We start from the raw sequence: 26410 nt of genomic DNA, 5'->3' as shown, positions 1-26410 counted from the left end.
CTTCTGCTTCGTCGTTGCCGCTTTTTTTTTAATCGAGGACTTCTCCGTTAGAAGCCGTCACTTTCTTATACCAGTCAAAGCTGGCTTTTTTGTACCGTTTTCCTGAACCATTGCCCCAATCATCTAGATCCACGTAAATGAACCCATACCGCTTGCTCATTTCTGATGAGGAGCAGCTAACAAGATCGATCGGTCCCCAAGGATAGTAGCCGATCAGTTCTACGCCATCATAGATTGCTTCTTTCATTTGTTCAATGTGCTGTTTCAGAAAATCAATGCGATACGTATCATCGATCGTTCCTTCTTCATTCAATGTCTCATAAAAACCCATACCATTTTCTGTGATCATGATCGGCAATTGGTACCGATCATAATACTCATTCAAAGCAATCCGTAACCCAATTGGATCAATCGCCCAGCCCCAGTCATTGGCTTCTAAATAAGGGTTAGGCGAAGCTGCGTCTTCTTTCCCGTAGTTTTCACTATGAATGATTCGCGTGTAGTAATAGGAGAAAGAAACAAAATCGACCGTATGCTTGAAGTCCGCTTCATCGTTTTCCCCAAATTGAATCTCGATGCCGTTTTCTTCAAAAAAGCGATAGGCATAATTCGGATAAGTTCCCCGCGCAAGTACATCTGAATAATAATATTCCATTTGATTATTTTTGAGAGCACTCAGAACATCCAACGGTTTACAAGTAGCTGGATAAACATTGCCATAATAAGACATCATACCAATTTGAAAAGAAGGATCAATTTCTTTCCCTACTTTGATCGCTCTCGCACATGCTACCAATTCATTGTGAACCCCTTGGTACTTAGCTTGCTTCAGATTGTCGACTCGGTCAGCGGGAATACCAAGGTGGTTAAATGATTCATGGGTAATTAAGTTCATTTGATTGACTAAGATCCAATATTTGACTTTTCCTTGGTATCGCTTGAATACGACTTGCGCAAAATGAACAAAGAAATCAATCAGTTTACGATTTGACCAGCCATCATAAGCCATCGCTAAATGGATCGGCATTTCATAATGAGACAAGGTGATCAAGGGTTCCATACCGTTTTCAAGGATACAATCGATCAATTCGTCATAAAAGCGCAACCCTTCTTCGTTGGGCGTTTGTTCGTCTCCCTTTGGAAAAATTCTCGCCCAGCTAATAGATGTTCGAAACGAATTCATGCCTGTTTCTGCCAAGAGTGCCAGATCCTCACGAAATGTATGGTAAAAATCGATCCCATCCCGTTTAGGGTAACGCCCTTCTTGATCATTTAAAGCAAATTCAACGTCTGCCGTCGTTATTTCTTTGTTGCTTTTCTTTTTTATATCGATATCATTACGAAAGCGATTGATGTCTGCCACGCTCCAGCCTTTTCCCCCTTCAAGATAGGCCCCTTCTAATTGATTTGCGGCAACTGCACCTCCCCAATAAAAATCGGCAGGAAATTGCTTCTTATTTTTCTTCATGTCATTGCTCCTCTTCTCAAAATTTGATTGCTCATCTCATAGACTTATGCTTCGGTTTGACCTTCTTCAAGCACTAATTTGCGCTCGTAGGCCTTGAAGAAAGGATAATAAATACCCAAATAAATCAAGAAATTCACCACTACTAAGACAGCACCGCGAATGCTGGCTGTTGCGATCACTGCTGAAAAAATACTCGGAACCGTCCACACAGCCGCTAATGGATACGCCATTCCGGGAACAAGATTGGACACAAACGCGAAATAGGTCACGAAAGTGGTGACGATTGGTGCCACGACAAAGGGAATCGCCAGTGCTGGATTCAAAACGATCGGCAACCCAAACAACAGTGGCTCATTGATGTTGAAGACCCCAGGAATAAAGCTGAGACGACCAAGTTGTTTTAAAAATTTTGATTTGGAGAAACACATCATTGCGCAAAGTGCTAAGGTTCCTCCGCCACCGCCGATCCATAAGAAAGTAAAGATAAACGGCTGTACCCCCAGATTAGGAATCGCTTGTCCGGCTTGTGCTGCTGCCATATTTGCTTCAGAATTGACTAGCCAGATCGGCAACATCACCGTCGCTAATATTTGCGGATGAATCCCGAATAGCCACATTATACAAGTCAATCCTACATAGACCAAGGGTGCTGCTAACGAGTTGGAAGAAACACTTAATAAGGGTGTGATCAAACTTGCAATCAGGGCATTGATGTCAAAGCCAATCAAGTGAACAATGATCCAAACGATCGTCATTGAAAAAAACACGGGAATAATCACTTCAAAACTGCTGCTGACATTCGTAGGTACTTGCTCTGGCAGTTTAAACCCGATATTGTATTTTTTACAAAGGCGCATGCACTCGACTGCTAATATAGCGGTCAAAATACTGGCGAACATGCCTTCTCCTCCAAGATATTGCGTAGAGATAAACGTTCCTTCATCTAAAGAAGTGAAGGTCAATGTAGTAAAAAAGGTAAAAATTGCAGAAACGCCCCCTGCCAAACTATCCAGTTGGTAGCTTTGCGCTAATCGTGCGCCGATGCCAAAAGCTGCATAGATCGAAAGCAGTCCCATACTCATATTGAAGGGAATGATCAGTTTTGCCACTAAGTCGGGATGATTGCCCATAAACGATACATAGGATTGAGGCCATGGAATGTACGGTATCAATAAAAAGATCGATCCGATCACTGTGATTGGAATCGTTGCGATCAATCCATCGCGAACAGCACTCAAGTGACGTTGATTAGAAAGTTTCATCATTGGCGGCATCACTTTGGTTTCAATAAATTGCATTAATTTATCCATCAGTAAATCCTCCTAAATTTTTTAAGATATATCTTAACTTGAATATAAGCGCTTTCTCATAAGGAAACAATAAAAGCTATTTTCCAAAAATGGAAAATAGCTTTTTACGTTTACTCTTTTCTCATATTCATAATCATAAAAATCATCCATAGATGAAGCACTTTTTGCGAGTAATAATTCGATGACATCAATGGAACGACCTCTTTAAACAAGACACGCTCTTCAAAGAGATTACTTTGAGCGGCTTGCTCGCTGAACGTCAATAAAACTTTCTGACAGGCCGTTTTTTCAAGCAAATAGGCCTTTTTATCGATCCAGCTGCCTGTTAGATTGATCACAAAACAAATATCTGTTTCCCGCAATACTTGATCAATCAGCTGATCTTCCGCATTACGGTTTACTTCAAAAACGATATAGCCCATTTGACTAAGCAGTTCCCGCAGGAGATTAACAACCGAAAAAGAATAGCTGTTACCCAAAATCGCCACTCGTTTTTTTCGTTTCATTTCTTCTGCGATCCGTGTGCATTGGTGTTGATCAAATTGGTCAAAAATCTGTTTTTGGACCATGTACTCTCGTGCTAAAAATTGGTCAACCATTTCAGATACTTTACTCTTTGTATCGAGATTCGCTAGCATCCCTTCAAACATCGTATTTGCTAAATGGTATTCTTGTTCAAAATAAATCGTGAGGTCATTACGCATTTCTTTAAAACTAGCATAACCAAGTTTCTTACAAAATTTAGTGATACTGGCAGGGGTCGTCTGTGCAGCATAGGCGATTTCTTCAATATAGATCGCAGGAAATTCATCGATTCGCTCAATTAAAAGTTTTGTTATCAAAAAATTCAAATCGTATTTTTTGCATTTAAATAGATGTTCATTTAAACGAATGTATACTTGACTTGTCGTTTTCATAGCGACCACCTCACTTGCTTATTTACGCTGCCGGTTTCTTCTATCTTAGCATAGGCATCCATTTCTTAGAACCTTTCACTTATTGTACTTTTTAATAGAAATCAAAAAAAGAGTCCGCCTACGCGCAACTCTTCGATTCGGGTCCCCAGTTATTTCATTAACTGCTTTAACTGTTCATAAAAATTCTCATGGGTGCCACATAACAAGACTGGAATCACTTGGTCATCGATCACATCATAAGCAATACGACAGGTTGTCCCTGCATACTTAAAACCCTTCGACCAGATTCCAGCTAAATCGCCAGTTTTTTTGATCGCCGCTATACGGTTCGACAGCTATTTCATCATAAATGACATGAAGAAACTTTTGTTTCAGCGGTTTCTCCTTCAACTTTTTTAAATAATTCACTACTTGTCTAGATGGAATCACCTCATAAGCCAATTTCAGTTGCCAACTCCTCTTTGGTCATTGCTTTCCCGTCGGTAGCAGTATCCTTTGCAATTGTCTTAAATGAAGAAATCATCTTACTCTTACGCGCTTTAAATTCGGATAAAATATCTTCGTGTTCGTATCCCTCATTAATAATATCAGTCAAGATATCTTCACTGAAATCATCGAATGGTTTTACCGGTTCAATAAATTCATACAAGATTCCATTTTCTACTAGCTTTGCTTCTACTTCCACACCATTGGGAATACCAAAGTCTTTGGGCACCGTCAACATAATGGAATTCCCTTGTTTTCTTGTTTTCGTAATCATCGTTGCACTCCTCTCTCTGTTTTTGTAATTACTCTGTAAGAACATTATATCGTAATCGAATGTAATGACAAGTAATGCCGAAAGCTGAGTGTCAAATTGAGAAAATAAACCGCCTGCTACTTTACCTTATTTATGACTATCGATGCAGCAGGTGATACGGCTCATTAAACCAAAGAGCCCAATCTCCTTTTCCAGCGAAATATTGGCAAAAATACGGTATACTGGAGTTGAATGAATAAAAAGGCAGGGATACCCATGGATCTTAAAAACCGTCTGATCGCATTCGCTCAGACCTTCAATGATGTTCAGATCGACCATCCATTTGCAAAGTTTCCCGAGTACCAAGTCTTGCGGCACCGTAAAAGCGGCAAATGGTTTGGCTTGCTGATGACTGTAGAAAAGCAGAAATTAGGCCTGGAAGGAACGGGAATGATCGAGATTTTAGATGTCAAAGCAGCGCCCGAAATGGTTTCGATCATCAATCAAAGTCACGGCTATTTACCCGCTTATCACATGAATAAAAACCATTGGCTCACCGCATTACTAGATGGCTCTGTATCAGAAAAACAACTCCAATCTTTGTTACGAGACAGCTATGAACATACCCGTTAAACCCAAATATCACAAAAAACCGATCAACGATGCGCCAGTATAGGAGCACCGTTGATCGGTTTTCTTTTATAACGGATCCTGCGTCATCCGTGAGTCTAACGAAACACTTAGGCCAACTCTTCTCCGTTTGTTGCAATAACTTGTTTGTACCAATCGAAGGATTTTTTCTTGGAACGATCCATCGTGCCGTTGCCTTCGTCATCAAAGTCAACATAGATAAAGCCATAGCGTTTGCTCATTTCGCCTGTTGAAGCACTGACAAGGTCGATACAGCCCCATGGCGTGTAGCCGATCAAGTCTACGCCATCAGCAATCGCTTCCCCCATTGCTTCAATGTGGCGGCGCAAGTAATCGATACGATAGTCATCTTCGATCTTACCTTCTTCGTTAAAGGTATCAATGGCTCCTAAGCCGTTTTCCACGATAAACAACGGTTTTTGATAACGATCATACAATTCATTCAACGCGATGCGCAGCCCTTCTGGGTCGATTTGCCAGCCCCATTCACTTGCTTCTAAGAATGGATTGCGGACGCCGCCTAACAAGTTTCCTTGCACTTCATCGGCTTCTTCTGTGGTGATATCCACGGCAGAAGACATGTAGTAGCTGAAGCCAACATAGTCAACAGTATGTTCAGCAATCAAGGCTAAGTCTTCTTCGGTAATCTCAAGATCCTCTTTATTGACGCCGTGTTCTTTGTACAAACGATCCGTAAAGGATGGGTATTTTCCACGTACCTGCACGTCGGCACAGTAGTAGTTGAAGGCTTGATTATGGATCATCGTCGCCACTTGGTTGACTGGGTTCGCATCAATGCTGTAAGTCGTTGCATAAATGATCATACAACCGATCTGTAACTCTGGGTTTAATTCATGGCCGATTTTGACTGCTTTACTGCTGGCAACAAATTGGTTGTGCCACGCTTGGATCACGTTTGTAAAGTCGCTGGCACCCGTGCTGTTGACCATTCCTTGACTCAATGCAGAGAAATGGAAAGCAGAGTTGATCTCATTGAAGGTCATCCAGTATTTGACTTTGCTGTGGAACCGTTCCAAGACGACTTTTGCAAAACGCTCATAGAAATCGATCAATGCTCGATTTTTCCAGCCACCGTATTCTTTGGCTAAATGCAAAGGCATTTCATAGTGGGAGATCGTAACCACTGGCTCGATCCCGTATTTCAAACATTCATCGATCAGCGCATCGTAAAATGCTAGCCCAGCTTCGTTTGGTGTCGTTTCATCGCCTTTTGGAAAGATACGTGTCCAAGCGATAGAAAAACGATAGCTCTTGAAGCCCATCTCTGCAAACAACGCAATGTCTTCTTTGAAACGGTCATAATGGTCGATCCCGCGATGATTTGGATAAGTGTATTTGTCCTCATCGATCGTCCAATCAAACGTATCACTACCTAAAATCGCTAAACGCTGTTTGCCGCCAGGCATTGCATCCGCCACTGACAATCCTTTGCCATCGCGATCGAACGCCCCTTCTAATTGATTCGCTGCGGTCGCGCCGCCCCATAAGAAATTTTCTGGAAATTTTGCCATTTGCTCGTTCTCCTTTTGTTTTCTTTTGATAAACCTACCTAGCTGGTTACTGAAAAATCTCCGATAAAAAAACAAAAAACCTAAATAAGAGCCGCTGCTAAAACGAGAATAGCGCTTTCTTATTTAGGTCTTGCCTGATCGAGTCAGTAACAATCCACGTGGGTTTTCTTTCTTTAACTATAGCACTAACTCGTTGGCTTGTCATCATAAAATCGGTTTCTTCTGTTTAAGACAGCTCTTTTTTTTCTCTTCATGAGAAGGGATTCAACTACTTTTTACACGGATTCTTCAACAGCCCCATCTTCTAGGGATTTCACATATAATCGCCAAAAAGGTAAATATATAACCAACCCTATAATAAATGCCATAACTGGAATAATGATCGTTTTCCAATCTCCTGTTCCTAATGGACCTAAGAGAAACGGTGGCGTTGCCCAAGGAACTAGAGCGTAAAATTTTCCTAACAAGGGCGTAGACATTAGCAAGTAACCGATTCCTGTAGCCACGGTACCACTTAATATAAAAGGAATCATGAGGAATGGATTTAAAGCAATTGGCAATCCATAAACTACTGGCTCAACGATCGTAAAAATTCCAGGTCCAAATGTAGTCCACCCTAATGTTTTTAAAAATTTGTTTTTGGAAATGACCATTAGAAAGATCAACGGCCATACTGCAGAGGTCCAGATAGATAAACGCAACAATCCTGTTTGACCGATTCCCGCCAAAATTTGCGGTAACTCGTTTGCTGGCACACCATTACTTAGTGCTTCAGCATTTTGATTAATCCACATCAGCCCAAAGGGTGTAAAAAGCGACAGTAGCATATTATCACCGTGCAAACCTACACTCCATAACAATAAAACTAAGAATGATAACAACATGGCCGTCCAAATGGAATCTGACCCTGAAATAATAGGCTCCAGAACTGAATTTAGGAAAGAAACAAAATCAAAGTTTAGAAGAGAGCGGATAGACCAAGCTAATGTAAAAGAAATTGCATAAGGAATCAGCGAAGCAAAAGCCAGTCCGACATTCGGAGGTACTGAACTAGGCATTTTAATAGTGACATTATGTTCAATACACCACTTCAATATCGACACACTGATCAAACTGGTTAAAATACACGCAAACAACCCACTTGCACTAAAAGAATTAATAAGAATGCCACCTTCGCTATCTAAGCCCCCCACTGTAAATAAGATAAATGTAGCCATCCCCATCAACGAGGCACTTTTTGTGCTGACTTTTTTTCTTTCCGCAAATGTATAAGGAATCGCTACAGAGCAATACAAAGCCATCATCCCCAGAGTAGCGTTATTTAACCAAACAAAATTTTGTGTCCACGGTGATAGAAATGGTAATAAGGCTTTGCCACTTGTCCCCACATCAGGTGAGCCTAATACATAAAATATAAGAAATATTGAGCCTATCATAATGATCGGCATCACCGCAGTCAATCCTGAAACAATAGAAAAAATAGCATCTGTATTAGCAAACTTTCCTAATGGCTCAGATATCTTCAATGCGAAATCCGTAAACTTGTCCATAGTACTTTTCTTTTTCATCTCATCACTTCTTTCTTTATGTTTAATAAAAATAAGAGATCATTGCTTTGCTTGGGCCTCAAGAATTCATTGATCGCCTTAAAGTTAACAAAAAGCACCACTTTTTGAAACCGCTCTCTTAGCGATTGATTTTGGCTTTCATATATTCTTCATTTAAGTGAAATCTATTTTCATGAAATTGATTTGTTCCCTAATTAATGAAATTGGATTTCACTAACTATTTCTTTTGATGAAAATCACTGCCAATAACCTGTTTCTCCATATTTTTACTCCCTAAACGACTGCTATACTGATGACGAAAAAAGAAAGGAATGATTCTATGCTAACAGTAGCTTATATTGGGTTTGGAAACAGTGTGACACACTACCATTTGCCCTATGTAGAGAAGAAAAAAGAAAAGATAAAAGTGAAATATATTTATCGAAGAGAAGAAGATCGAATCGGTGATACGGAAAGAGAAGCATGGTACCCAAATTATACTTTTACTTCTGATATCGATACTATTATGGATGATCCTGAGGTCAATTTAATCGTTATTAATACACCAGATGCATTTCACGTGGATTATTCTCTCTTATCTTTGAAGAAAGGTAAGAATATTCTTTGTGAAAAGCCTTTTGCATTAACAAAAAAAGCAGCAGAAGAAGTTTTTACACTAGCAAATGAAAAAGGATTGATTGCTACTGCAAATCAAAATAGGCGATTTGATGCTGATTTCCTAACCGTCAAAAAAGTGATTGATTCTGGTGTTCTAGGTGATCTAGTTGAAATTGAATCTCATTATGATTACTTTCGCCCAAGTATCAAAGAAAATAAGCGCATGGGGTTCTTATATGGTCTGGCGGTTCACCCACTTGACCAAATCATTAGCAAATTTGGGATACCAAACAGAACTTGTTTAGATTGTAGAAGTATTGATAACCCTGGAATATCAGACGATTATTATGATATTGACCTTTTTTATGACAATGGCTTTAAAGCAACTGTGAAAACTAGTTGTTATGTAAAACTTGACTACCCAAGATTTATTGTTCACGGAAAAAAAGGAAGCTTCTTAATGCCTAGTTTGGGCCATAATTCCAATAAAAAATACAAGCCAGGACCAATTGTATTAGCAGAGGAAAATTATCCCGAAGAATTATGGGGAACCCTTTCTTACATTAATGATGCTGGAGAAGATAATTACTTGAAGGTACCGATTGAAAGTACGGACTATGGTGCGATTTACGAGAACCTTATCGCCGCAATTGAAGGGAAACAGGAAAAAATCGTCAAAGATATTGAGGTATTGAAAGTTTTGGAGATTATTGAAGATGGCATAGCTGTTGCAAAGGAGGCAAAATAATGAAACTTGGTATTGTTGGCGCAGGCATGATTGTTCATGATTTTTTAACTTTTGCTCATGAGCTTCCTAATATAGAAATAGTTGCTATTTGTGCTACACCTGCAGAAGAAGAAAAAATCCAGAACTTGGCAAAGGAGAATAAAATCGCAAAAACTTACACTAATTATGGCGAGATGTTAAAAAATGATAGTATCGATACAATCTATATCGCGGTTCCGAACCATTTGCATTTTCATTTTACAAAAAAAGCACTTGAGAGTAAGAAACATGCTATTTGTGAGAAACCATTTACTTCAAATAGTAAGGAAGCAAAAGAACTGGTTGAAATTGCCCGCTCCAATCACCTGTTTCTTTTTGAAGCAGTTAGCACGAGATTTTTGCCAAACGTTCATAAAATCAAAGAGATGCTGCCTCAGCTAGGGAATATTAAATTATTTACAGCAAATTATTCTCAATACTCCTCTCGCTATAATGCCTTCAAAAATGGCGAGATCTTACCTGCTTTCGATGTAAAAAAATCTGGAGGAGCATTGATGGACCTGAATATCTATAATATTAATCTCGTAGTCTCACTATTTGGTGCACCCGAAAAAGTTGATTACCATGCAAATATTGAACATGGGATCGATACCTCCGGCATACTAACGCTAGACTACCCTACTTTTAAATTTGTCGGTATTGCCGCGAAAGATTGTAAAGCGCCGATTATGTCTACCATTCAAGGAGATGCAGGCTATATCAGTATCGATTCTTCCGCAAATATCGTTAAAGACTTTTTATTTGCTACAAACAGCAATAATGACAGCCCTGAACGTTTTGACAGCAATCAAGGAAAACATCGTATGTTTCATGAATTTTTAGCATTCATAAAAATGATTGAAGAAAATGATTTGGAACAATGTAATGAGTTGTTACAAACAACTTTAATTACAATGGCGATTCAAACAAAAGCACGGAAACAGGCATCGATCGTTTTTCCAGCTGATTGATAGACAGCCCTGCCTTTCGGTAGCACCATTTATGTGCTATGTTAGAAATACTACTAACATACAGAGGTGAAAGCTATGATCCACCAACAGCTTGCTGACGATTCAAAGTTTACTTTCCAAGAACAGGCAATAGTCGCATTCATCCGCGAATTTCCTGAGAGCATCCTAGAATTATCAGCGAAAGATTTGGCATCTGCTAGTTATACAAGTCCTGCAACCGTCGTGCGTTTTTGTAAGAAACTTGGATTCAAGGGTTATCCTGATTTTCAACTAAAGTATGTAAAAGAATACGGAAAGCTCTACAATCAAAAAAAACTATCTTTCTCAACTTCTTTATCTAATCTCGATGTTTCCGAATATGTTTCCTCTGTTTATATAGATACAATTCAAGAGACAAAAGAATTGATAAATAAAGACACGTTGAATCGAGTCATCAATCTACTTTGTCACACAAAAAAAATTGATTTTTATGCAAGCGATATCAATTTCCCTCGTGTTCAATCTGCTTGCATTAAATTAAATAATTTAAATATCCATGCTCAAGCATTTAACTCATTAAACGAGTTTTATATTTCCTCGACAAATGCACGTGAGACTATTTCATTCATTATCAGTCATTCTGGGAAGAATCAAACAATGATCGATATCGCGTATAAATTGAGAAAAAGAAACAGTAAGACAATTGCTATCACTAGCTTTGTCGAAAAAGATCTATCACTGATCTGTAATGAAAGCTTTTATCTCTACTATTCATCCAACGATGCTTTCAGTGCCCTTCAATATGGGCTATCCCTCGAATATATACTGGATATGATCTATTCTTGCTTGGTCATAAAAAGAAGGCTGTAAAAAACGATGGCGGACGTAAGTCCCCATCGCTTTTTTATGCACTCCTTTTTCGTCATAAACCCCATCAAGAAATCACTCGATCCATGCTTTGTTCTGCTGCTTTTTCTTGCGTTTCTTGCGCCAATTCTTGTTCGGCATTTTTCTTATCCAAAATGCGGACAAATGGGTAATAGATCAAGGCACACAAGGGAATCATCAGTAACTGGGCTACCCCGAGTTTCCAGCTTCCTTGCAGAATACCTGAGAGAACGATCGGGGCACCAAAAGGCACTTGCATCCCGATAGGAATTGGTAAAATATTCGTGATGGTTAAGATATAGCCAATCACCACGCAGACAACTGGGCTTAAAATGTAGGGAATCGCCAGAATTGGGTTCATTACAATTGGTAATCCGAAAATCAGCGGTTCATGAATCCCGAAAAGTGCTCCTGGTGCTCCCAGCTTCCCGATAATTTTGAATTGTTTACTCTTTGATAAAAAGAGTAAAACTACTACTAGACCAAGCATGGCGGAAAAATTAGCATAAATACTCCAAAAAGAACCAGTCACTAAGTTAGGCATCGGTTCTCCTGCTTGATACGCAGCTAAATTCTCAAGATCCAGAGCAGTCATTATTGGACGAATAACCGCTAATACAACGATTGCTCCGTGAATCCCAAAGACCCACAACAACTGCATGATCAATAAGGCGATACAAATCGACCAGATCGAACCTCCGAGACTTTGCAGTGGAATTTGTAGAATCGTGTATACAAATTGATGGAAACTACCGAATTCCGTCATCTTCCACAAACCGGCTGTTATCGTAAATAAGACTGCTACTAACACTGCTGGAACCAGTCCCGAAAATGTTTTGGCAATCGTTGGTGGTACCCCCTCCGGCATTGTGATAACCAAGTTTTTATCGACAAAAAACACATACAAACGGGCAGTTAAGACACCCACGATCATCGCCGCAAACAACCCTCTAGCCCCCAGCCAGTCAAAGGTCAAGGCATTGATCACAAGCTCTCCATCTTCAAAAAAACTGATTGGTGTTAAGACTAAAAAGGAAAATAAGGAAACAAAGCCAGGGATCAAGCCTTCTTTTCCATACAAGCCTGCCAATTTGTAAGCGATGGAAAAAGCGGCATAAATAGCTAATGCATTTGTCGTAAATTGTGCCGGTAAGGCGATAATATCACGAAATGGGGCGATCATTGATTGATAGACTTCGATTTGCATGGAAGACAACAGTGTACTGAATGCGCCGATGATCATGATCGGCAATAGCGACATCAACCCATTAGAGATTGCTTGCATATACTTATTTTGCTGAATCTTACTTGCGTAGTACTGGCCTTTTTCGGTGAACGTCTCTGCGAAAGTCATATAATACACTCCTTTTTGATCTGTGTCCGAGAAACAAAACGTCTTGATAGCAATTGTGGGGGAGCAGCTGGTATCTTTTTTAAAAAGACCCACACTGAGTAAAATCAAAAATCAGAAAATCTATTTGTGTCACATTTGCATTGGGATCATCGGCGTTTCCCCGAACCATTCGATTACTAAGTAGATCAATCAGAGCCTATCTGCTTTCGGGAATGGCCGATCATTGACTGGATTCACCGTCTTAAGAAATCAAGTGTGCAAAAATTCACCTTGTCCCTTGTTGAAGAAGAACAAGGTCCTGCCTTTTACGCATTGTTCCCCTGAAGTCAGACGGTTTCTCCAGCTGGATCGATACTTTCAGTTTGAACCTCCGCTTGCGCAGCTTCTGCTTCTGTTTTTAATTTTCCTTTATCTAAGACTTTAACAAAAGGAATGTACAGCAAGCAGCCTGCCAAAACGCAAACGACTTGTAGAACTGCGACCTGCCAACCTCCAGCTAGAAACCCATTTAGAAAAATCGGTGTGCCAAAGGGAACTTGTACGCCACTAAGTCGTGGAACGATCCCACTCCAGATCGCTAGGTACGCCACAAGCACTTGAACCAATGGTGTTAATATGAACGGAATCGCCATGATTGGATTCAAAATCAGCGGTAAGCCAAAAATCACCGGCTCATTAATGGTGAACAATCCAGGAACGGCACTTAGGTTAGCGACTGTCCGTGATTGTTTTGATTTCGCCAACAGCAAAATAACGATAATCAATGACAATGTTCCCCCAGCCCCACCAATACCAGCAAACAAATCATAAAACGACTTGCTCAAAATATTTGGCAGCTCGGAACGAGCAACACCGCTAGCTAAAGCATCCATATTTTCTACATCCATTGGTAAGTACAAAGCGGTGACAAAGCTACCCACCACCAACGAACCATGGATACCGAAGAACCATAGCACCATTTGGATCAGTACAATAAATAACAACGAACCGACACTAGAAGACAAGCTTTGCAGCGGCATTGCCAAGATTTGATAGATGAAATCTGAAAATGAGCCATAAGAAGTAAAACTGAATGCCCAGCTAATGACGATCGCGGTAAACCCAGAAATAATTGCTGGAATCAAACCGGCGAAGGTATCCGTCACAAATTGCGGCACGCCTGCTGGCATTTTGATGGCGATATTTTTTTCTAAAATAAAGCAGTACAAACGAGCAAAAACTAAGCCGCAGATCATAGCGGTAAACAAGCCTTGAGCGCCGAGTTTGCTCATGTCGAGGGTCGTTGTTTCCTCCAAGGTGACCATTGGCGTCATCATCAAAAAGGCAAACAACGAAACGATGCCGGCAGGGACTGCCGACTGCTTAAATTCTGTCGCTAAACGGTGACCGACAAGAAAGGAAGCGTACACTGAGATAACCCCAACGGTCATACTGTAACCGACGGAAAAATAACCGCCAATATTGATCGAGTTGATAAAATCTGTCCACCCTTGAATCGGCAAAACTGCTAACAACAAGGCGATCGAGCCAATAATGTTGATCGGCAGCGTCGCCATCAACCCGTTTGAAATTGCCTTTAAATACCGATTGTTGGAGATTTTATCTGCAAATACTAATACCTTATCCATATATTTATCCATTTTCTTTTCACTCCTTTATTTGGATGACGAACAATACATCTTCATGACAATTGTGGGGATGGAAAACAGTGATACCATCAGTAACTGTCAGTTTTGGTTTCAAGAAACGATTGGTGTTCAAATCGATCAATGTGACGGGCGCTGTAGAAAGATCTCCTTGCAGGCGAACTGTTGTATTGCTTGGCAAGTAAAGCAAGGCATCCTTCCTTCCTGCGATAGCTGCCATACGAATCTGTTCATCTGCATCGATCAAGCGCTCTTGGCAAGGCACAAGCTCCTGAATATTTAATAATTCAAATAATTGCTTGATAAAGCCATAATCATCTGCCCCAGGAAAAGACAAAGCTTCTGGCCAAATCATCGGACGGTCAAACGCTTCCCCGATTTCTTCCGCAAAGGTTGCCGTCGGGGTTTGCCAACTCCAGATGCCGTGGGCACCGTACGTGATCCCAGCCGAGCCGCCGGCTAACAATGATTGCCATGCTGCTTTGCGGACATCTTTTTGACCAAATCGACCGTATACGTGACGGGCATAGCCCATTTGTTCATAGCAAGGTTCTGAGTTGATGATCGGCAGTTGCGGTTCTCGTTGATAAAAACGCTCTGCCAAATAATAAGGCATATTCAAAAAGGCGCTGTTATGACCTGATTGGTATAAAAATAAGTCCAAATGTTCGACGATAGGTTCAGGGATTTCTTCAAAACGTCCCTTGATATGAATCGTTTTCAAGGTATTGGGCGAATGCTTTTCAAAGAAAACTAAGGCTTCTAGATACGTATCGATGGTTGGCTGTGTTGGGAAGTCCGTATCGCCACCAATAAAGTAGATCGGATGGAAGGCATCAAACGTCTTAATCACTTTTTGATAGTAGGCCTGGCGGCAATCCTCCGGCAACACGTTGCGTTCTTTGTCCAACTGGCTAGCCCAAGTGCCAGCGACATAGTTTGACCACAAGACAACCAATGCTAAAGTAAAGCCTTTCTCATCGGCAATTTTACAAAGACGCTGAGCCCGTTCGAAATAGGCATCCTCCCAAACCGTAAAATCAAAGACGCCCGCATCAAGGGGAAACGGCAAGCAGTCAAATTGACCACGGCTGCGATCCCATTGCGGTAACACATTGATTTGAAGGGTATTGAAGCCCTGCTCTTTGCGTTTGTCTAAGTAGGTGATCCAGTCATTTTCTTGAATACTAGTAAAGGCACTCCAGCAAGTATCGGCTAAATAAAAGAAATGCTGTCCGTCTCGCAATAAGGTGCGGTTATTTTGGCTTACGGTGATTTTCACGGTGGTGCTCTCCTTTCATCGGCACAAGTTGTGCACTGGCGGTTATTAATCAATATAACTACTGAGCCAGCCTTCGCACAGCTCAAACCATTTGGCGACATGGGCATTGAGGTGACTTGACTTGCGTGCCGTTGTTCGATCCGCTAATGCCAGTCCGTGTTCGCCTTTTTCAAAAATATGCAGTTCGAATGGAATTTCTGCTTCTCTTAATTTGACCGCCAACTTCAACGAGTGCGCCACATCGACTAAGACGTCTTCCGTCGTATGCCAGAGAAACATCGGAGGTGTCCACTGATCGACATGATGCAAAATGTTCATGGATTGAATGGCTTCTTCCGTCGGTTGTTTACTCCCAAAAAAGCGCTCGTTGGCAGTTAAAGGTGTTTCGATTAGACGAGCGGCAAAGCCTAGCTCATCGATTGGGAAAGCATGCTCTTGATAAACCAATGGGTAGCCAGCGATCGCCAAATTCACTTTCAGTAAGTCACTGCTGACGCCCAACACTTCTGCCAGCTCAGCATCGTGCCAGCGCGTCGCTAACTGTAATGCTAGATGTCCGCCTGCTGAAAAACCGCAAACGATGATTTGATCCTCATCCACCAACCATTCTTGAGCATGCTCACGAATGATTTTGACGGTTTGGGCGGCTTCCATCAAGGCATTGTGGGGAACGTTTTTCACCTGATCACCGGTGGTGTACCATAAAACAACGCTATTTAGCCCGATACTATTGAATTTCAAGGCAATGACTTCCGCCTCTCGATCACTGGTAAAGGCGTAGCCGCCGCCTGGACAGACGATCACTAGCGGTCGTTTCTTGCCGACATTGTACTCTTTGGATTGGTGCAATAAATAGGTATCCACGTAAGCCGTTTGATTCAGTTGAATTCGTTGAATCTCCATATAGTTCCTCCTTTATCCTTCACTAAAAGCAGCTGACTTCTCAATGAACCGTTTCCATTTTTCATATTTCAAACGGATCACGGCCTGTTCGGCTTGCGGAACGATCGTGGTTTGCTGAATAGCTGGTTCATTCATGGTTGGTTTGGCAACAAGCATTGTGCCGATGGCTGAAAATTCTTCGACTTCGCTGACGATGACGGGTTTATTGATCAAAGTCGCCAATAAGCTCATCAAGGCGCGGTTTTTCGAAACACCGCCATCAATCATTACCTGATTGATCAGTCGTTCAGCGACTTCTTCCATCACATCGATCACTGCTTTGATTTGAAAAATGATGCTTTCTAAAACGGCTTTCAACAGCTCATGAGTCGTCGTTGTGCGTTTCATGCCGACAAAGCTGGCAGTCATCGTATTATCCCAAAAAGGGGCACCCATTCCTTGCAATGCTGGGATAAAATAGATGTCTTCTTGACTGTCACTGGTCAGGACTTCTTGGCAGATCTCAGCTACATCTGGCAGCGGAGCCACTTGCTCACTGAACCAGTTGATGGCGTCACCACAGGAACGGATGATGCCTTCTAGCGCAAACGCTGTTTCCTGGCTAGTTTGCCAGCCGACCGTCGTCAAAATGCGGCGATCCCGCAACGTCTGCTCCTGCTGCACTTGCATCATGATCGAACAACCGGTGCCCATCGTGATTTTTACATCCCCAAGGCTTTGACAACCTTCCCCAAATAATGCCGCTTGTGAATCGGCTAAGATCCCTTTGATAGGGATTCCGTGATAGCTACCGAAAACCATATCAGCAGGTTTGATCGCTGGCAAGTCTGCTAAATGGATGCCAAAAAGTTTGACGAGTTCTGCATCCCAACGGCCCTCTTCAATATTGTAAAACAATGTTCGGCAAGCGTTGCTGGCTTCTGTCGCAAATACTGTCCCTTGCGTTAAATTCCACAACAGCCAGCTATCCATCGTACCGATCGCCAATTCGCCAGTCCCCGACTTTTCTTTGATGGCCGATAATTCTTGGGCCAACCATTTCACTTTGGTGCCGGAAAAATACGGATCTAAGCGCAAACCGGTCTTTTTATTGATCGTCTTTTCCCAGCCTTGTGCCGTCAATTCTTCACAAATCGTAGCGCTGCGGTTGCATTGCCACACGATCGCATTGTACAGGGGATTGCCGGTCAATCGATCCCAAGCAACGATCGTTTCTCGCTGATTGGTCAATGACAAGGAAACGATTTGATCTGCAGTGATCGCTTGTTCTTGAAACACTTGTGCCAGCAATTCTTGGACATTTTGCCAAATCTCGAGGGGATCATGTTCGACCCACCCGACTTTTGGATAAATTTGGCGATGTTTTTTATCGTAACGCTGCAGGATTTTCCCTTCTTGAAACAGTAAGAGCTTGGTACCGGATGTACTCTGATCTAAAACAAGCTGATAGGTCTTGTCCATCTTAAGCTCCTAGAAACGCAACCGCTGTTTTCGCTATGGAGGCACCGTCTAATCCATAATGGGCAAACAGTTCTGACGAAGAACCAGTAATCAAGGCTTCATCCGGAAAAGCAATGATTTTTTGTCGAATGTCCGTTTCTTCTGCCAGCGTTTCCGCCACGGCAGCTCCTAAGCCGTTGTATCGGCTGTGTTCTTCCACAGTGATCACGGTGCCTGTTTCTTTCGCCACTCGTTTGACCGTTTCTGAATCAAAGGGCTTCAAGGAATGAACATTTAAAACGGTAGCAGTGATACCTTGTTTTTCCAATAGCTCAGCAGCATCCAACGCTTGGCGCACGGTTTCGCCAGTGGCGAGCAATGCGACATCTTGACCGCTTCTCAGCTCAATGGCTTTGCCGATCTCAAAAGGATAATCTGCAGAATCATAACAATCTTCAACAGGATTGCGACCGAGACGGATATAGGCTGGTTCATTTGATGCCGCTAAGGCTTTAAACATTTGGATCGTTTCAAAGCGATCTGCTGGCAACAGCACTTGCAAATTAGGGATCGCTCGTGCCACTGCGATGTCTTGCAAGGAATGATGACTCATGCCTAATGCCCCATAGCTGACACCGCCGCTGATGCCTACGAGTTTGACATTTTTATTCGAATACGCGACATCGACTTTGATCTGCTCGATACTGCGCATGCTGAGAAAACAAGCAGGGGATGCAACGAAAGGGTGTTTGCCCATATGGGCTAAGCCGGCCGCAATACTGACGATGTTTTGCTCTGCGATCCCTACTTCCACCAATTGTGTCGGTAATTCCTTGGCAAAAGGTGCTAACGAAGCGGAACCACGAGAATCACTGGTCAACACCGTGATCGCAGGATTCTTTTTTCCTTCTTCAATCAATACGTCGCACATCGCTTGGCGATTGGCAATATTATTTTTTCCCATGAGTCAAAACCTCCATTTGCTGATCAAGTTCGGCAATAGCTTGTGCAAGCTCTTCTGCCGTTGGCACTTTATGATGCCATTGCGCTTGATTTTCGGCTGCAGAATAGCCTTTGCCTTTGATGGTTTTAGCAATGATCAGCTTCGGTTGATTGGGCTGATGCGGTTTTTCTAATGCAGCCACCAAGGCAGCCATATCATTGCCATCAACGATATGCACATCCCAACCAAAGGCACGCCATTTTTCATCTAGCGGCTCCACTGCCATCACATCTTCCGAGGCTCCAGTGATCTGCAAGCCGTTGCGATCAATGATGGCGGTCAAATTGTCCAGCTGGTAGTTGGCAGCCGCCATGGCTCCTTCCCATACCGAGCCTTCTGCTAATTCGCCATCTCCCAACAACGTATAGGTTTGATACGTGCGGTGATCCAGTTTGCCTGCCAAGGCGATCCCTACTGCGACGGGTAAGCCGTGACCTAGCGAACCAGTATTCATCTCAACCCCAGCTACTTTATTGTTTGGATGACCGATCAGTCGTGAACCAAATTGCGAAAAGGTGGCTAATTCTTCTTTCGGCAAAAAACCTTTGTCCGCTAAAACGGCCCATAGTACTTCTGCAGCATGTCCTTTACTTTGGATATACTGGTCACGATCTTGCTTTTGAGGATCTTTCGCATCCACATTCATTATCTGATAATACAGGGCCACTAAAATATCGGTACAAGAAAGATCCGAACCAGTATGACCCGTTTTTGCTTGATAGATCAGCTCTAACAAGGATTTTCGAATCGTTAAAGCCTTCATTTCCAGCTCGTTTATTTCCATGATTGATCCCCTCTCAAGTATGCTTTGACGTCTTCTTCGATCGGATCATAAAAATCTGGCTGCACGCCGATATATTTGCACGCTTCGTACAAGATCGGCACCACATTTTTTCTGACCGCCGCAACATGATGAATATAAGGGCCCTCAACGAGTTTGAATTCCAAGCGATTCAAATTCGCAAATTCTAGATAGAGATAGGTCCCTTGATTGTATGGTCCATCGATCCCTCTGCCGGTGCCCATCAGCAACGAATACTCGCCGTTGTCTCCATCAAAGCGACACAACGTATACTCGTCTTTGATTGCCCGAAAAGCGACTGATCCTGGATAGTCAAAAACAAAATGCCGTTGCGGCAAAATGGGTTTGGTCTCCGCGGTGGAATAAGCAAAAACCCCTAAGTGCTGCAGCAATTCGCCATTCTCGTTTTCTGGATGGCGGCAGTTGACATCCGCAAAGATCGCACGGTGTTCCCCCAACGAAGCGGCTTCGACCAACAGTTCCGAGATCGCCCCATGAACATCCGTCTCACAGACAAAAGGCAGACCTTCTTCTTGTAAAAGCGACAGGGAGGCATACGGTAAAATACCGATTTCGTCTTGTAAAGCCGTCCAACACTGGATGACCCCTGCATTGCAGCCGTAGCTTTCACATAAGTTTTGCAAGGCCACTTTAAGGGCTGCCACCATCTCCAAATCTTTCGCCGAAATTTGGACTTCCGTATTGGTTTCGAAATAATCAATGACTGCTTGCAATTTATCTGGCTGCTGTTCTTTGACTTTCTTGATTTCTTGCACCACTTCTTGGATCGGTACTGGTGATAGCGAGATATTGAAACGCTCCAATAGTTCGCCTTCGTTGCAGATCACGGTCCAAAAATCAAAGGGGCGTGGGCCAACTTGCAAGATTCGTGTTTGTTTGAAGGTCTTGACGACATTGCAGACTTTGATAAAGTCTTGCAAGCCGCGGGCAAATTCCGGTGAATCAATATCAGAATTTTTGACATAGGTGAAAGGTACCTTGAAACGGCGCAAGACTTTACCGATAGCGAAAAGACCGCATTGCGTATCCCGCAAACGTGAACCGTCGGCGGCTGGTGTCTCGTCTTTGGGTCCCCATAATAAGACGGGAACATCTAGTTTTTTGGCTAGACGAGCACAGGCATATTCCGTACCAAAGTTTTCATTGGCTAGAAAAAGACCGTCGATTTTTGCTGCTTTGAATTTTTCGGCGATTTTTTCAACCCCTTCATCATCGTATAGCAAGCCGTCTTCGTTGATATCTAAAATATCTACATAATCAATGGCCAGTTCGTCCATTTTTTGTCGTGTCAGATTGGCGTACTCAATGGCTGCTTCTGCACTAAATAAATTTCTTCTAGTCGGGGCGAACCCGATTGTTACTTTATCCATAAAACCACCCTTTGCGTTTTAGTATATTTAGCTAAATTTTTATTTCTTCGACGATTCGTGCTACATTTCTGCTCAGAAATTCCTTATCCGTCAGTAAAACGATTTTTTTATTAGGAAAGGCTGTTACGACTTTCGCTTGATTGAAGCGGGTTTGAGGAGCTAAAATCAAAAAATCATAGTCATTTCCCACCATAAATATTTCTGAAAAAGGCGCGGAATTCACTTGGTAATGCTGATCATCCGCTAGTTGTTCTTTGAGCGCTTTGACGAGCAGTGCGCTGGAGAGCCCAGTTGCACAAAAGAGACCGATCTGTGTCATCTATTCACTTCCTCAAAATGTAATCCCTTACTTTTTACACCTTAAATATAGCATAAGCTAAATATTTTGCAATAGTTTTAGATAAATATTTTTGTTTAATAACTAAAAAAAGACAAAACGCTTGCTAAACGTTTTGTCTTCTTCTTATTTTTTTCTTATTTGATGCTTTCGCGTTCGACGATCGTCGTGGCGACCAGCATTTTCAGATGGTTTTCATCTTCACTGGTGATTTTCTCGATCAAGCGTCGCACGGCTTGGCGACCAAGGTACACTTTATCTACTTTGACGGTGGTCAGCGGTGGGTTGCAAAATTCCGCCAAAGGAATATCATCGAACCCAACGATGGCCAACGGATGATCGGGGAACACTTCGCGAATGGCTTTCATTGCACCGATGGCGATATTGTCATTGACCGCAAAAAAGGCGCTTGGTAACGGCCGCTGATCGGCACGCAAGGATTCCAAATAGACCTTCATGTCTTGATATGAGCCCTCCAAGGTGGGTTCTACTAAGGCTTCCGTCTCTTCATAATGGATCAGATCATGCTCTTGGATCGCTTGAATAAACCCTTGCTTGCGTTCACGGAAATTGTTGATTTGAAAGGTTGAGTTGATGATGCCAATGTCTCGGTGGCCTTTTTCGATCATCTTTTCAACGATCTCATAGGCGCTGTCACGATTATTGATGGCGACAAAATCAAAGTCCTGCGAATTAAAAATCGTATCTAAAATCACTAAGGGTACTTCCAAATGACGGAAGACTGCTAAATCTTGTTTTTCCAATTCCGTTCCTAACAATAGCAAACCATCTACTAATTCTGGGCGGATCTTTTCGATCGGGTCTTCCTCTGGCGCCAATGTGATATGGGAAATGACCAATTCATAGCCTAACGCGCTGCATTCCATTTCGATCCCCCGGATCAATTCAGAAAAGAAAGGCGTATCCCCTACGACATTTCCTTGTTTGTTCATTACAACAAATTTGATCTTTTGGCTTTCCGTTTTTTTAATTTCTCGCTGATCAAAATACCCCATCTCACGAGCGATCTTCAAGATCGCTTGCCGTTTCTGTTCACTGATCCCCTTACGATTGTTGATTGCATTAGAGACAGTTCCGCTGGAAACGCCAGCTTTTCGGGCAATATCAGAGATCACAACTTTCATTTGCTCACCGCTTTCTGCTTCTCATTCTGTTAAAAGTATAGCAAAAGAATTGTTTTTTTACTACCAAAAAAGCTAAAACAAACTAAAATTTTTAGTTTGTTTTAGCTTCTACTTTGATTAGTTACTTTGTTCCGCCAAAATGCAGAAGGACAAGGGGTCGATGGTTATCCCTGACGCTGCTACGCCGCGAGAAGTGATCCCAGCTCCTTTGGGGTCAGCAATGATGTGCCAAGAAGCATTTTCTGTTGCCGTCGGTAAGTCAAAGGACCAGCTTTCTTCCGTGCTATTGAGTATAACGAATAAAGAACGCCATGGATGCTGTTTGTCACGATTGGGTACTTGATACGCCAAGCGATTTTCATTCTTTGTCTCATAAAAGACCATGCTTTCAGCCGTTTGGGTCGTGGCATCTCTCAATGGTGCATAGGACTGCCGCAATGCCCACAAGCCCCGATACAGCTCGCGCAACTCTTTGAAGGTTTTGGCACGTGACCAATCCAGCTGATTGACTGCCAGTGGCGAACGGAAGGAATTTTCATCGCCTTCTTTGGTACGGCCAAATTCTTCCCCAGCTTGAGTCAGCACTGCTCCTTGGCTAGTAAACAAAATGGCTGCTGCTAGTTTATTGCGGGCTAAAAGCTCAGGATCAAACTCATAATTTCTTTCCTTCACTGAAGCCTGCATGGTTGCCACCAGCTTGTCCCATAAGGTCAAATTATCATGGACTGAAGCATAGGCGATCACTTGGCGGGGCGATTTTGCCCAGCGCTCGGCGCCTTCTTGTGCGGCAACTTTCGTATTTCCTTGAATCGCCGTTGCCAAATTTGCTGCATAAAAGGTTTGCTTGACTTGCGGTTGACCATTCATTCCTTGAATAAACGCGCCGTCTGTTTCTTCAAAGACATCGCCTTTGATACTGTCTCTTAAATCATTGCTAAAAACCGCAACGCCTTCTGACAGTGCCCAAACATTACTTTTATTTGCTGGGATATTCGGCTGAATAATTTGATTGCTGCCGGCATCCCATGGCTCGCCGTATAAAATCACATGGCTGAAGCCGGCATCATCTAGGCGTTGACGCAATTGGTTCATGGTTTCCACATCGATCAAGCCCATCAAATCAAAACGAAAGCCGTCGATTTTGTATTCTTGCGCCCAATATAAAACTGAATCAATGATAAATTTACGCATCATTTTCCGTTCAGAAGCCACTTCATTGCCGCAAGCAGAACCGTCCGCAAAATTCCCTGCATCATCTTGACGGTAGTAATAATCAGGCACCGTCAAATTAAACCATGATTCTTCCGTGATCGCAGTGTGATTAAAGACCACATCCATCACAACGCCGATGGCTTCTTCGTGCAGCGATTGGATCATTTGCTTGCATTCACGAATCCGCGCCTTGGGATCACTAGGATCAGAAGCGTATCGTCCTTCAGGTACATTGTAATTTTTCGGATCATAGCCCCAGTTGTAGGCAGACGAAGTTTCATCATTGTCAAAATCGAAGATCGGCAGCAGATGAACATAATTGATCCCCAGCTCTTTTAAATAGGCCATGCCAGTTGGTTGACTTTCATCTCCCACCAGATGGGTCTTTTTTTCAGTGAAGGCTAAATATTTTCCGCTATTTTCTGGTGAAATACCGCTGTTTTCGGCACCACTGAAATCTTCGACATGTAATTCCCAAATATAGGCATCTGTGATCGACTGCTGACCGACGCCGTGACTTTCCTGCCAACCTTCAGGATCTGTTTCCTTTAAATCAATGATCGCACCGCGGTTTCCGTTGATCCCTACTGCCTTGGCATAAAGATCCATCGCTTCTATTTTCTGCCCATCTCGTTGAAACTCAAAGGTATAAAACAGCTCCTTGACGTTTTCTTCCGTCGTGACTTGCCAACAGTTGTCTTCTTGAACCATCGGCAGCGTCAGCAGACGATCGTCAGTCCCAGCAACACCGCTTTGATAAAGCAATACTGAAACGGCCTCTGCCTCTGGTGACCAGCATTTGAACGTGGTTTGCTGTCCTTGAAAAGTCACACCAAGATCATTCCCGTGATACGTATGTTCTTCTAAAAAACCGATCCTGCGATCGATCGCAATCTTTTTTTCTCCATACTGCGTGTTTTGTCCCATCAAAATTCCTCCATTCAACGTTTCTAACTATAAAAGCCAGTTACTTTTCTGCTATTTCTACCTTCTCATATTTCTTGAAAATTGCCAACAATAACTGACAGCGTGCATACAAAAAACAGCTAAGACCAAAAAAGCAGGCAATGTACATGCTGAAAACCAGCGCATAGGGTGAAAGAAGCATGATGACAATAGGGGCTGCAGTCAGAATATGAAGACTAAGTATTTTAAAAGGGTGCTTTGCGGCGACTTTTATGCTGTTCAAAAGGATCGTTTTGATTCCGCTATCGTAACGTGCGAGTAAGAAAAACGAAACTTGGAAAAATTGAAGCCACATGAACGTACAAATTACTAAGCCTACGGTAAAAAGATCAGGCGTCCCTTTTAGTTGGAAATAATACAACCAATCAGCAGTCAAAAGCCACAAAGAAAAAAGTAGACTGAGCCAGATAAGAGTGCTCTTTCGAAAGCTTTGGCAAAAGACCGACCAAAACTGCTGAACAACAGCCGGTGCTTTTCCTTCTATCAGATCAGTCGCCACTTTAGAACCCGCAGTAATGGCTGCACCGATCGTGAAGAGCGGCAAACTAAAAAACAAGAGTAGTACATTTAATAGGAGCAACTGGCTGAATTTCCAAGCGATTCGTGCGAAGAAGTTTTCTGAATGAAAAAAGTGTATCATGTGGGTTTACTCCTTTACTGATCCGACAACGATTCCTTGAACGAAATATTTTTGTAGAAGCGGATAAATAATCAATAACGGCACCACTGCCACCACGATCTTCGCTGCATTCAAGTTTCGATCAGAGACCGCTAGTAGACTTTGTAGCTGCTCGGAAGTCAAATTCCCGGCTTGTTGCATTGTTTCAGCAATGTTGACTGATAGTGTTTGGATATAGGTCATTAAAGGATAGTTTTCAGTCTTGGTCATATAGATCAGTCCACTGAAAAAATCATTCCAACTACCGACAATACTGAATAGAGAAACGGTTGCCAAACACGGCAAAGACATTGGAATATAGATTCGTCCCAAAATCTGCAGTGGGTTGGCCCCATCGATCCGAGCAGATTCTTCCAATGATTTGGGAATTCCCCGAAAGAAATTCATCACCAAGATCACACTGCCGATAGGGACTGCACTAGGTAAAATCAGGGACCAAATCGTATTCAATAATCCTAGATTGCGAACGACCAAATACGTTGGGATCATGCCGCCACTGAAGAGCATAGCGAAAACCATCACACTCATGAATAATTTTCTCGTTCGAAATACTTTTTTTGATTTAGATAGCGGATAAGCCATCGTTACGATCATCACCAAATTCAGCAATAAAGAGATCACCACACGAATGACTGAAATACCAAAAGAACGCCAAAACTGCTGATCGCTCATGATGCGCTCATAAGCCGCTAAGGTCAGATCCACTGGCCATAGCCCCACAGCATTTGCCGCGACGGCACTGCTGCTGCTTAAAGAAAGTGCCACGACATTCAACATCGGTACTAAACAAGAAAGAGCCAAAACAATGACGATCAAATAAATTACTGCATGCCGTATACTAAATTTTTCTTTCATCTCTTTTTT

Annotated in this window: 23 protein-coding genes and 1 pseudogene; 4 read left to right on the top strand and 20 right to left on the bottom strand. The window is 42.4% G+C overall.

Going from position 1 to position 26410, the window contains the following annotated elements; all coding sequences use genetic code 11:
- Positions 1–28: 28 nt before the first annotated feature.
- The 5 genes and pseudogenes from IGJ01_RS00390 to IGJ01_RS00370 form a co-directional block, all read right to left on the bottom strand.
- Positions 29–1468 (bottom strand): glycoside hydrolase family 1 protein, encoded by a 1440-nt coding sequence (locus tag IGJ01_RS00390; RefSeq protein WP_016611636.1) that lies wholly within the window; start codon positions 1466–1468, stop codon positions 29–31.
- A gap of 44 nt (positions 1469–1512) precedes the next feature.
- A complete protein-coding gene (locus IGJ01_RS00385) occupies positions 1513–2778 on the bottom strand; it encodes a PTS sugar transporter subunit IIC (protein WP_008376678.1) in 1266 nt (421 codons plus the stop codon).
- A 110-nt stretch (positions 2779–2888) separates the two neighbouring features.
- Positions 2889–3695 carry a MurR/RpiR family transcriptional regulator gene (locus IGJ01_RS00380; protein ID WP_008376679.1) on the bottom strand — a complete coding sequence of 269 codons (807 nt, stop codon included), beginning with the start codon at positions 3693–3695 and terminating at the stop codon, positions 2889–2891.
- A 149-nt stretch (positions 3696–3844) separates the two neighbouring features.
- Positions 3845–4136: pseudogene (locus IGJ01_RS00375) on the bottom strand (type II toxin-antitoxin system RelE/ParE family toxin).
- Positions 4126–4455 (bottom strand): AbrB/MazE/SpoVT family DNA-binding domain-containing protein, encoded by a 330-nt coding sequence (locus IGJ01_RS00370; RefSeq protein WP_086298932.1) that lies wholly within the window; start codon positions 4453–4455, stop codon positions 4126–4128. The pseudogene IGJ01_RS00375 and the gene IGJ01_RS00370 overlap by 11 nt, the downstream one beginning before the upstream one ends.
- A 255-nt stretch (positions 4456–4710) precedes the next feature.
- On the opposite strand from IGJ01_RS00370, the gene IGJ01_RS00365 reads away from it, so the two are divergent.
- Positions 4711–5067: an MmcQ/YjbR family DNA-binding protein gene (locus IGJ01_RS00365; RefSeq protein WP_005232842.1), complete on the top strand. Its 357-nt coding sequence runs from the start codon at positions 4711–4713 to the stop codon at positions 5065–5067.
- Positions 5068–5174: 107 nt separating this feature from the next.
- On the opposite strand, the gene IGJ01_RS00360 is transcribed toward IGJ01_RS00365, so the two are convergent.
- Positions 5175–6617, bottom strand: a complete 1443-nt coding sequence (locus tag IGJ01_RS00360) for a glycoside hydrolase family 1 protein (protein WP_005226517.1) — start codon at positions 6615–6617, stop codon at positions 5175–5177.
- A gap of 275 nt (positions 6618–6892) precedes the next feature.
- Positions 6893–8185 (bottom strand): PTS sugar transporter subunit IIC, encoded by a 1293-nt coding sequence (locus IGJ01_RS00355; RefSeq protein ID WP_430601288.1) that lies wholly within the window; start codon positions 8183–8185, stop codon positions 6893–6895.
- A gap of 319 nt (positions 8186–8504) precedes the next feature.
- On the opposite strand from IGJ01_RS00355, the gene IGJ01_RS00350 reads away from it, so the two are divergent.
- From IGJ01_RS00350 to IGJ01_RS00340, 3 genes are all read left to right on the top strand, one after another.
- Positions 8505–9530 carry a Gfo/Idh/MocA family oxidoreductase gene (locus tag IGJ01_RS00350; RefSeq protein ID WP_430601287.1) on the top strand — a complete coding sequence of 342 codons (1026 nt, stop codon included), beginning with the start codon at positions 8505–8507 and terminating at the stop codon, positions 9528–9530.
- Positions 9530–10519, top strand: coding sequence for a Gfo/Idh/MocA family protein (locus tag IGJ01_RS00345; protein WP_430601286.1), 990 nt, complete (start codon positions 9530–9532; stop codon positions 10517–10519). The genes IGJ01_RS00350 and IGJ01_RS00345 overlap by 1 nt, the downstream gene beginning before the upstream one ends.
- A 75-nt stretch (positions 10520–10594) precedes the next feature.
- Positions 10595–11368: a MurR/RpiR family transcriptional regulator gene (locus tag IGJ01_RS00340; RefSeq protein ID WP_005232850.1), complete on the top strand. Its 774-nt coding sequence runs from the start codon at positions 10595–10597 to the stop codon at positions 11366–11368.
- Positions 11369–11432: 64 nt separating this feature from the next.
- Here the strand turns inward: IGJ01_RS00340 and IGJ01_RS00335 are convergent, their stop codons facing one another.
- The 13 genes from IGJ01_RS00335 to IGJ01_RS00275 form a co-directional block, all read right to left on the bottom strand.
- Positions 11433–12740 carry a PTS sugar transporter subunit IIC gene (locus tag IGJ01_RS00335; protein WP_430601285.1) on the bottom strand — a complete coding sequence of 436 codons (1308 nt, stop codon included), beginning with the start codon at positions 12738–12740 and terminating at the stop codon, positions 11433–11435.
- A 326-nt stretch (positions 12741–13066) separates the two neighbouring features.
- Positions 13067–14380 carry a PTS sugar transporter subunit IIC gene (locus IGJ01_RS00330; RefSeq protein ID WP_167822580.1) on the bottom strand — a complete coding sequence of 438 codons (1314 nt, stop codon included), beginning with the start codon at positions 14378–14380 and terminating at the stop codon, positions 13067–13069.
- 7 nt (positions 14381–14387) lie between these two features.
- Complete coding sequence (locus tag IGJ01_RS00325) at positions 14388–15668, bottom strand: DUF4038 domain-containing protein (RefSeq protein WP_061053533.1); 1281 nt, start codon at positions 15666–15668, stop codon at positions 14388–14390.
- A gap of 45 nt (positions 15669–15713) precedes the next feature.
- Positions 15714–16571: an alpha/beta hydrolase gene (locus IGJ01_RS00320; protein ID WP_061053532.1), complete on the bottom strand. Its 858-nt coding sequence runs from the start codon at positions 16569–16571 to the stop codon at positions 15714–15716.
- Positions 16572–16583: 12 nt separating this feature from the next.
- Complete coding sequence (locus IGJ01_RS00315; protein WP_430601284.1) at positions 16584–18032, bottom strand: FGGY-family carbohydrate kinase; 1449 nt, start codon at positions 18030–18032, stop codon at positions 16584–16586.
- A 1-nt stretch (position 18033) separates the two neighbouring features.
- Positions 18034–18975, bottom strand: a complete 942-nt coding sequence (locus IGJ01_RS00310) for a transketolase family protein (RefSeq protein WP_430601283.1) — start codon at positions 18973–18975, stop codon at positions 18034–18036.
- Positions 18962–19798 (bottom strand): transketolase, encoded by an 837-nt coding sequence (locus IGJ01_RS00305; RefSeq protein ID WP_244732809.1) that lies wholly within the window; start codon positions 19796–19798, stop codon positions 18962–18964. Before IGJ01_RS00305 ends, IGJ01_RS00310 begins: the two co-directional genes overlap by 14 nt.
- Positions 19789–21207 carry an L-fucose/L-arabinose isomerase family protein gene (locus IGJ01_RS00300; protein WP_086298926.1) on the bottom strand — a complete coding sequence of 473 codons (1419 nt, stop codon included), beginning with the start codon at positions 21205–21207 and terminating at the stop codon, positions 19789–19791. The genes IGJ01_RS00305 and IGJ01_RS00300 overlap by 10 nt, the downstream gene beginning before the upstream one ends.
- Before the next feature lie 31 nt (positions 21208–21238).
- Positions 21239–21526 carry a PTS cellbiose transporter subunit IIB gene (locus IGJ01_RS00295; RefSeq protein ID WP_086372491.1) on the bottom strand — a complete coding sequence of 96 codons (288 nt, stop codon included), beginning with the start codon at positions 21524–21526 and terminating at the stop codon, positions 21239–21241.
- A 155-nt stretch (positions 21527–21681) separates the two neighbouring features.
- A complete protein-coding gene (locus tag IGJ01_RS00290) occupies positions 21682–22689 on the bottom strand; it encodes a LacI family DNA-binding transcriptional regulator (RefSeq protein WP_016611647.1) in 1008 nt (335 codons plus the stop codon).
- 117 nt (positions 22690–22806) lie between these two features.
- Complete coding sequence (gene pulA, locus IGJ01_RS00285; RefSeq protein ID WP_430601282.1) at positions 22807–24828, bottom strand: type I pullulanase; 2022 nt, start codon at positions 24826–24828, stop codon at positions 22807–22809.
- 40 nt (positions 24829–24868) lie between these two features.
- Positions 24869–25507 carry a DUF624 domain-containing protein gene (locus tag IGJ01_RS00280; RefSeq protein ID WP_016611649.1) on the bottom strand — a complete coding sequence of 213 codons (639 nt, stop codon included), beginning with the start codon at positions 25505–25507 and terminating at the stop codon, positions 24869–24871.
- A gap of 6 nt (positions 25508–25513) precedes the next feature.
- On the bottom strand, positions 25514–26401 hold the full coding sequence (locus IGJ01_RS00275; RefSeq protein WP_005232877.1) for a carbohydrate ABC transporter permease: 888 nt from the start codon (positions 26399–26401) through the stop codon (positions 25514–25516).
- Positions 26402–26410 lie beyond the last annotated feature (9 nt).

Source organism: Enterococcus sp. AZ089, assembly GCF_050547225.1.
GTDB classification, from domain to species: Bacteria; Bacillota; Bacilli; order Lactobacillales; family Enterococcaceae; genus Enterococcus_D; species Enterococcus_D entomosocium.
The sequence above is the reverse complement of the archived record's forward strand: the minus strand, read 5'-3'. Positions and strand labels throughout refer to the sequence as shown.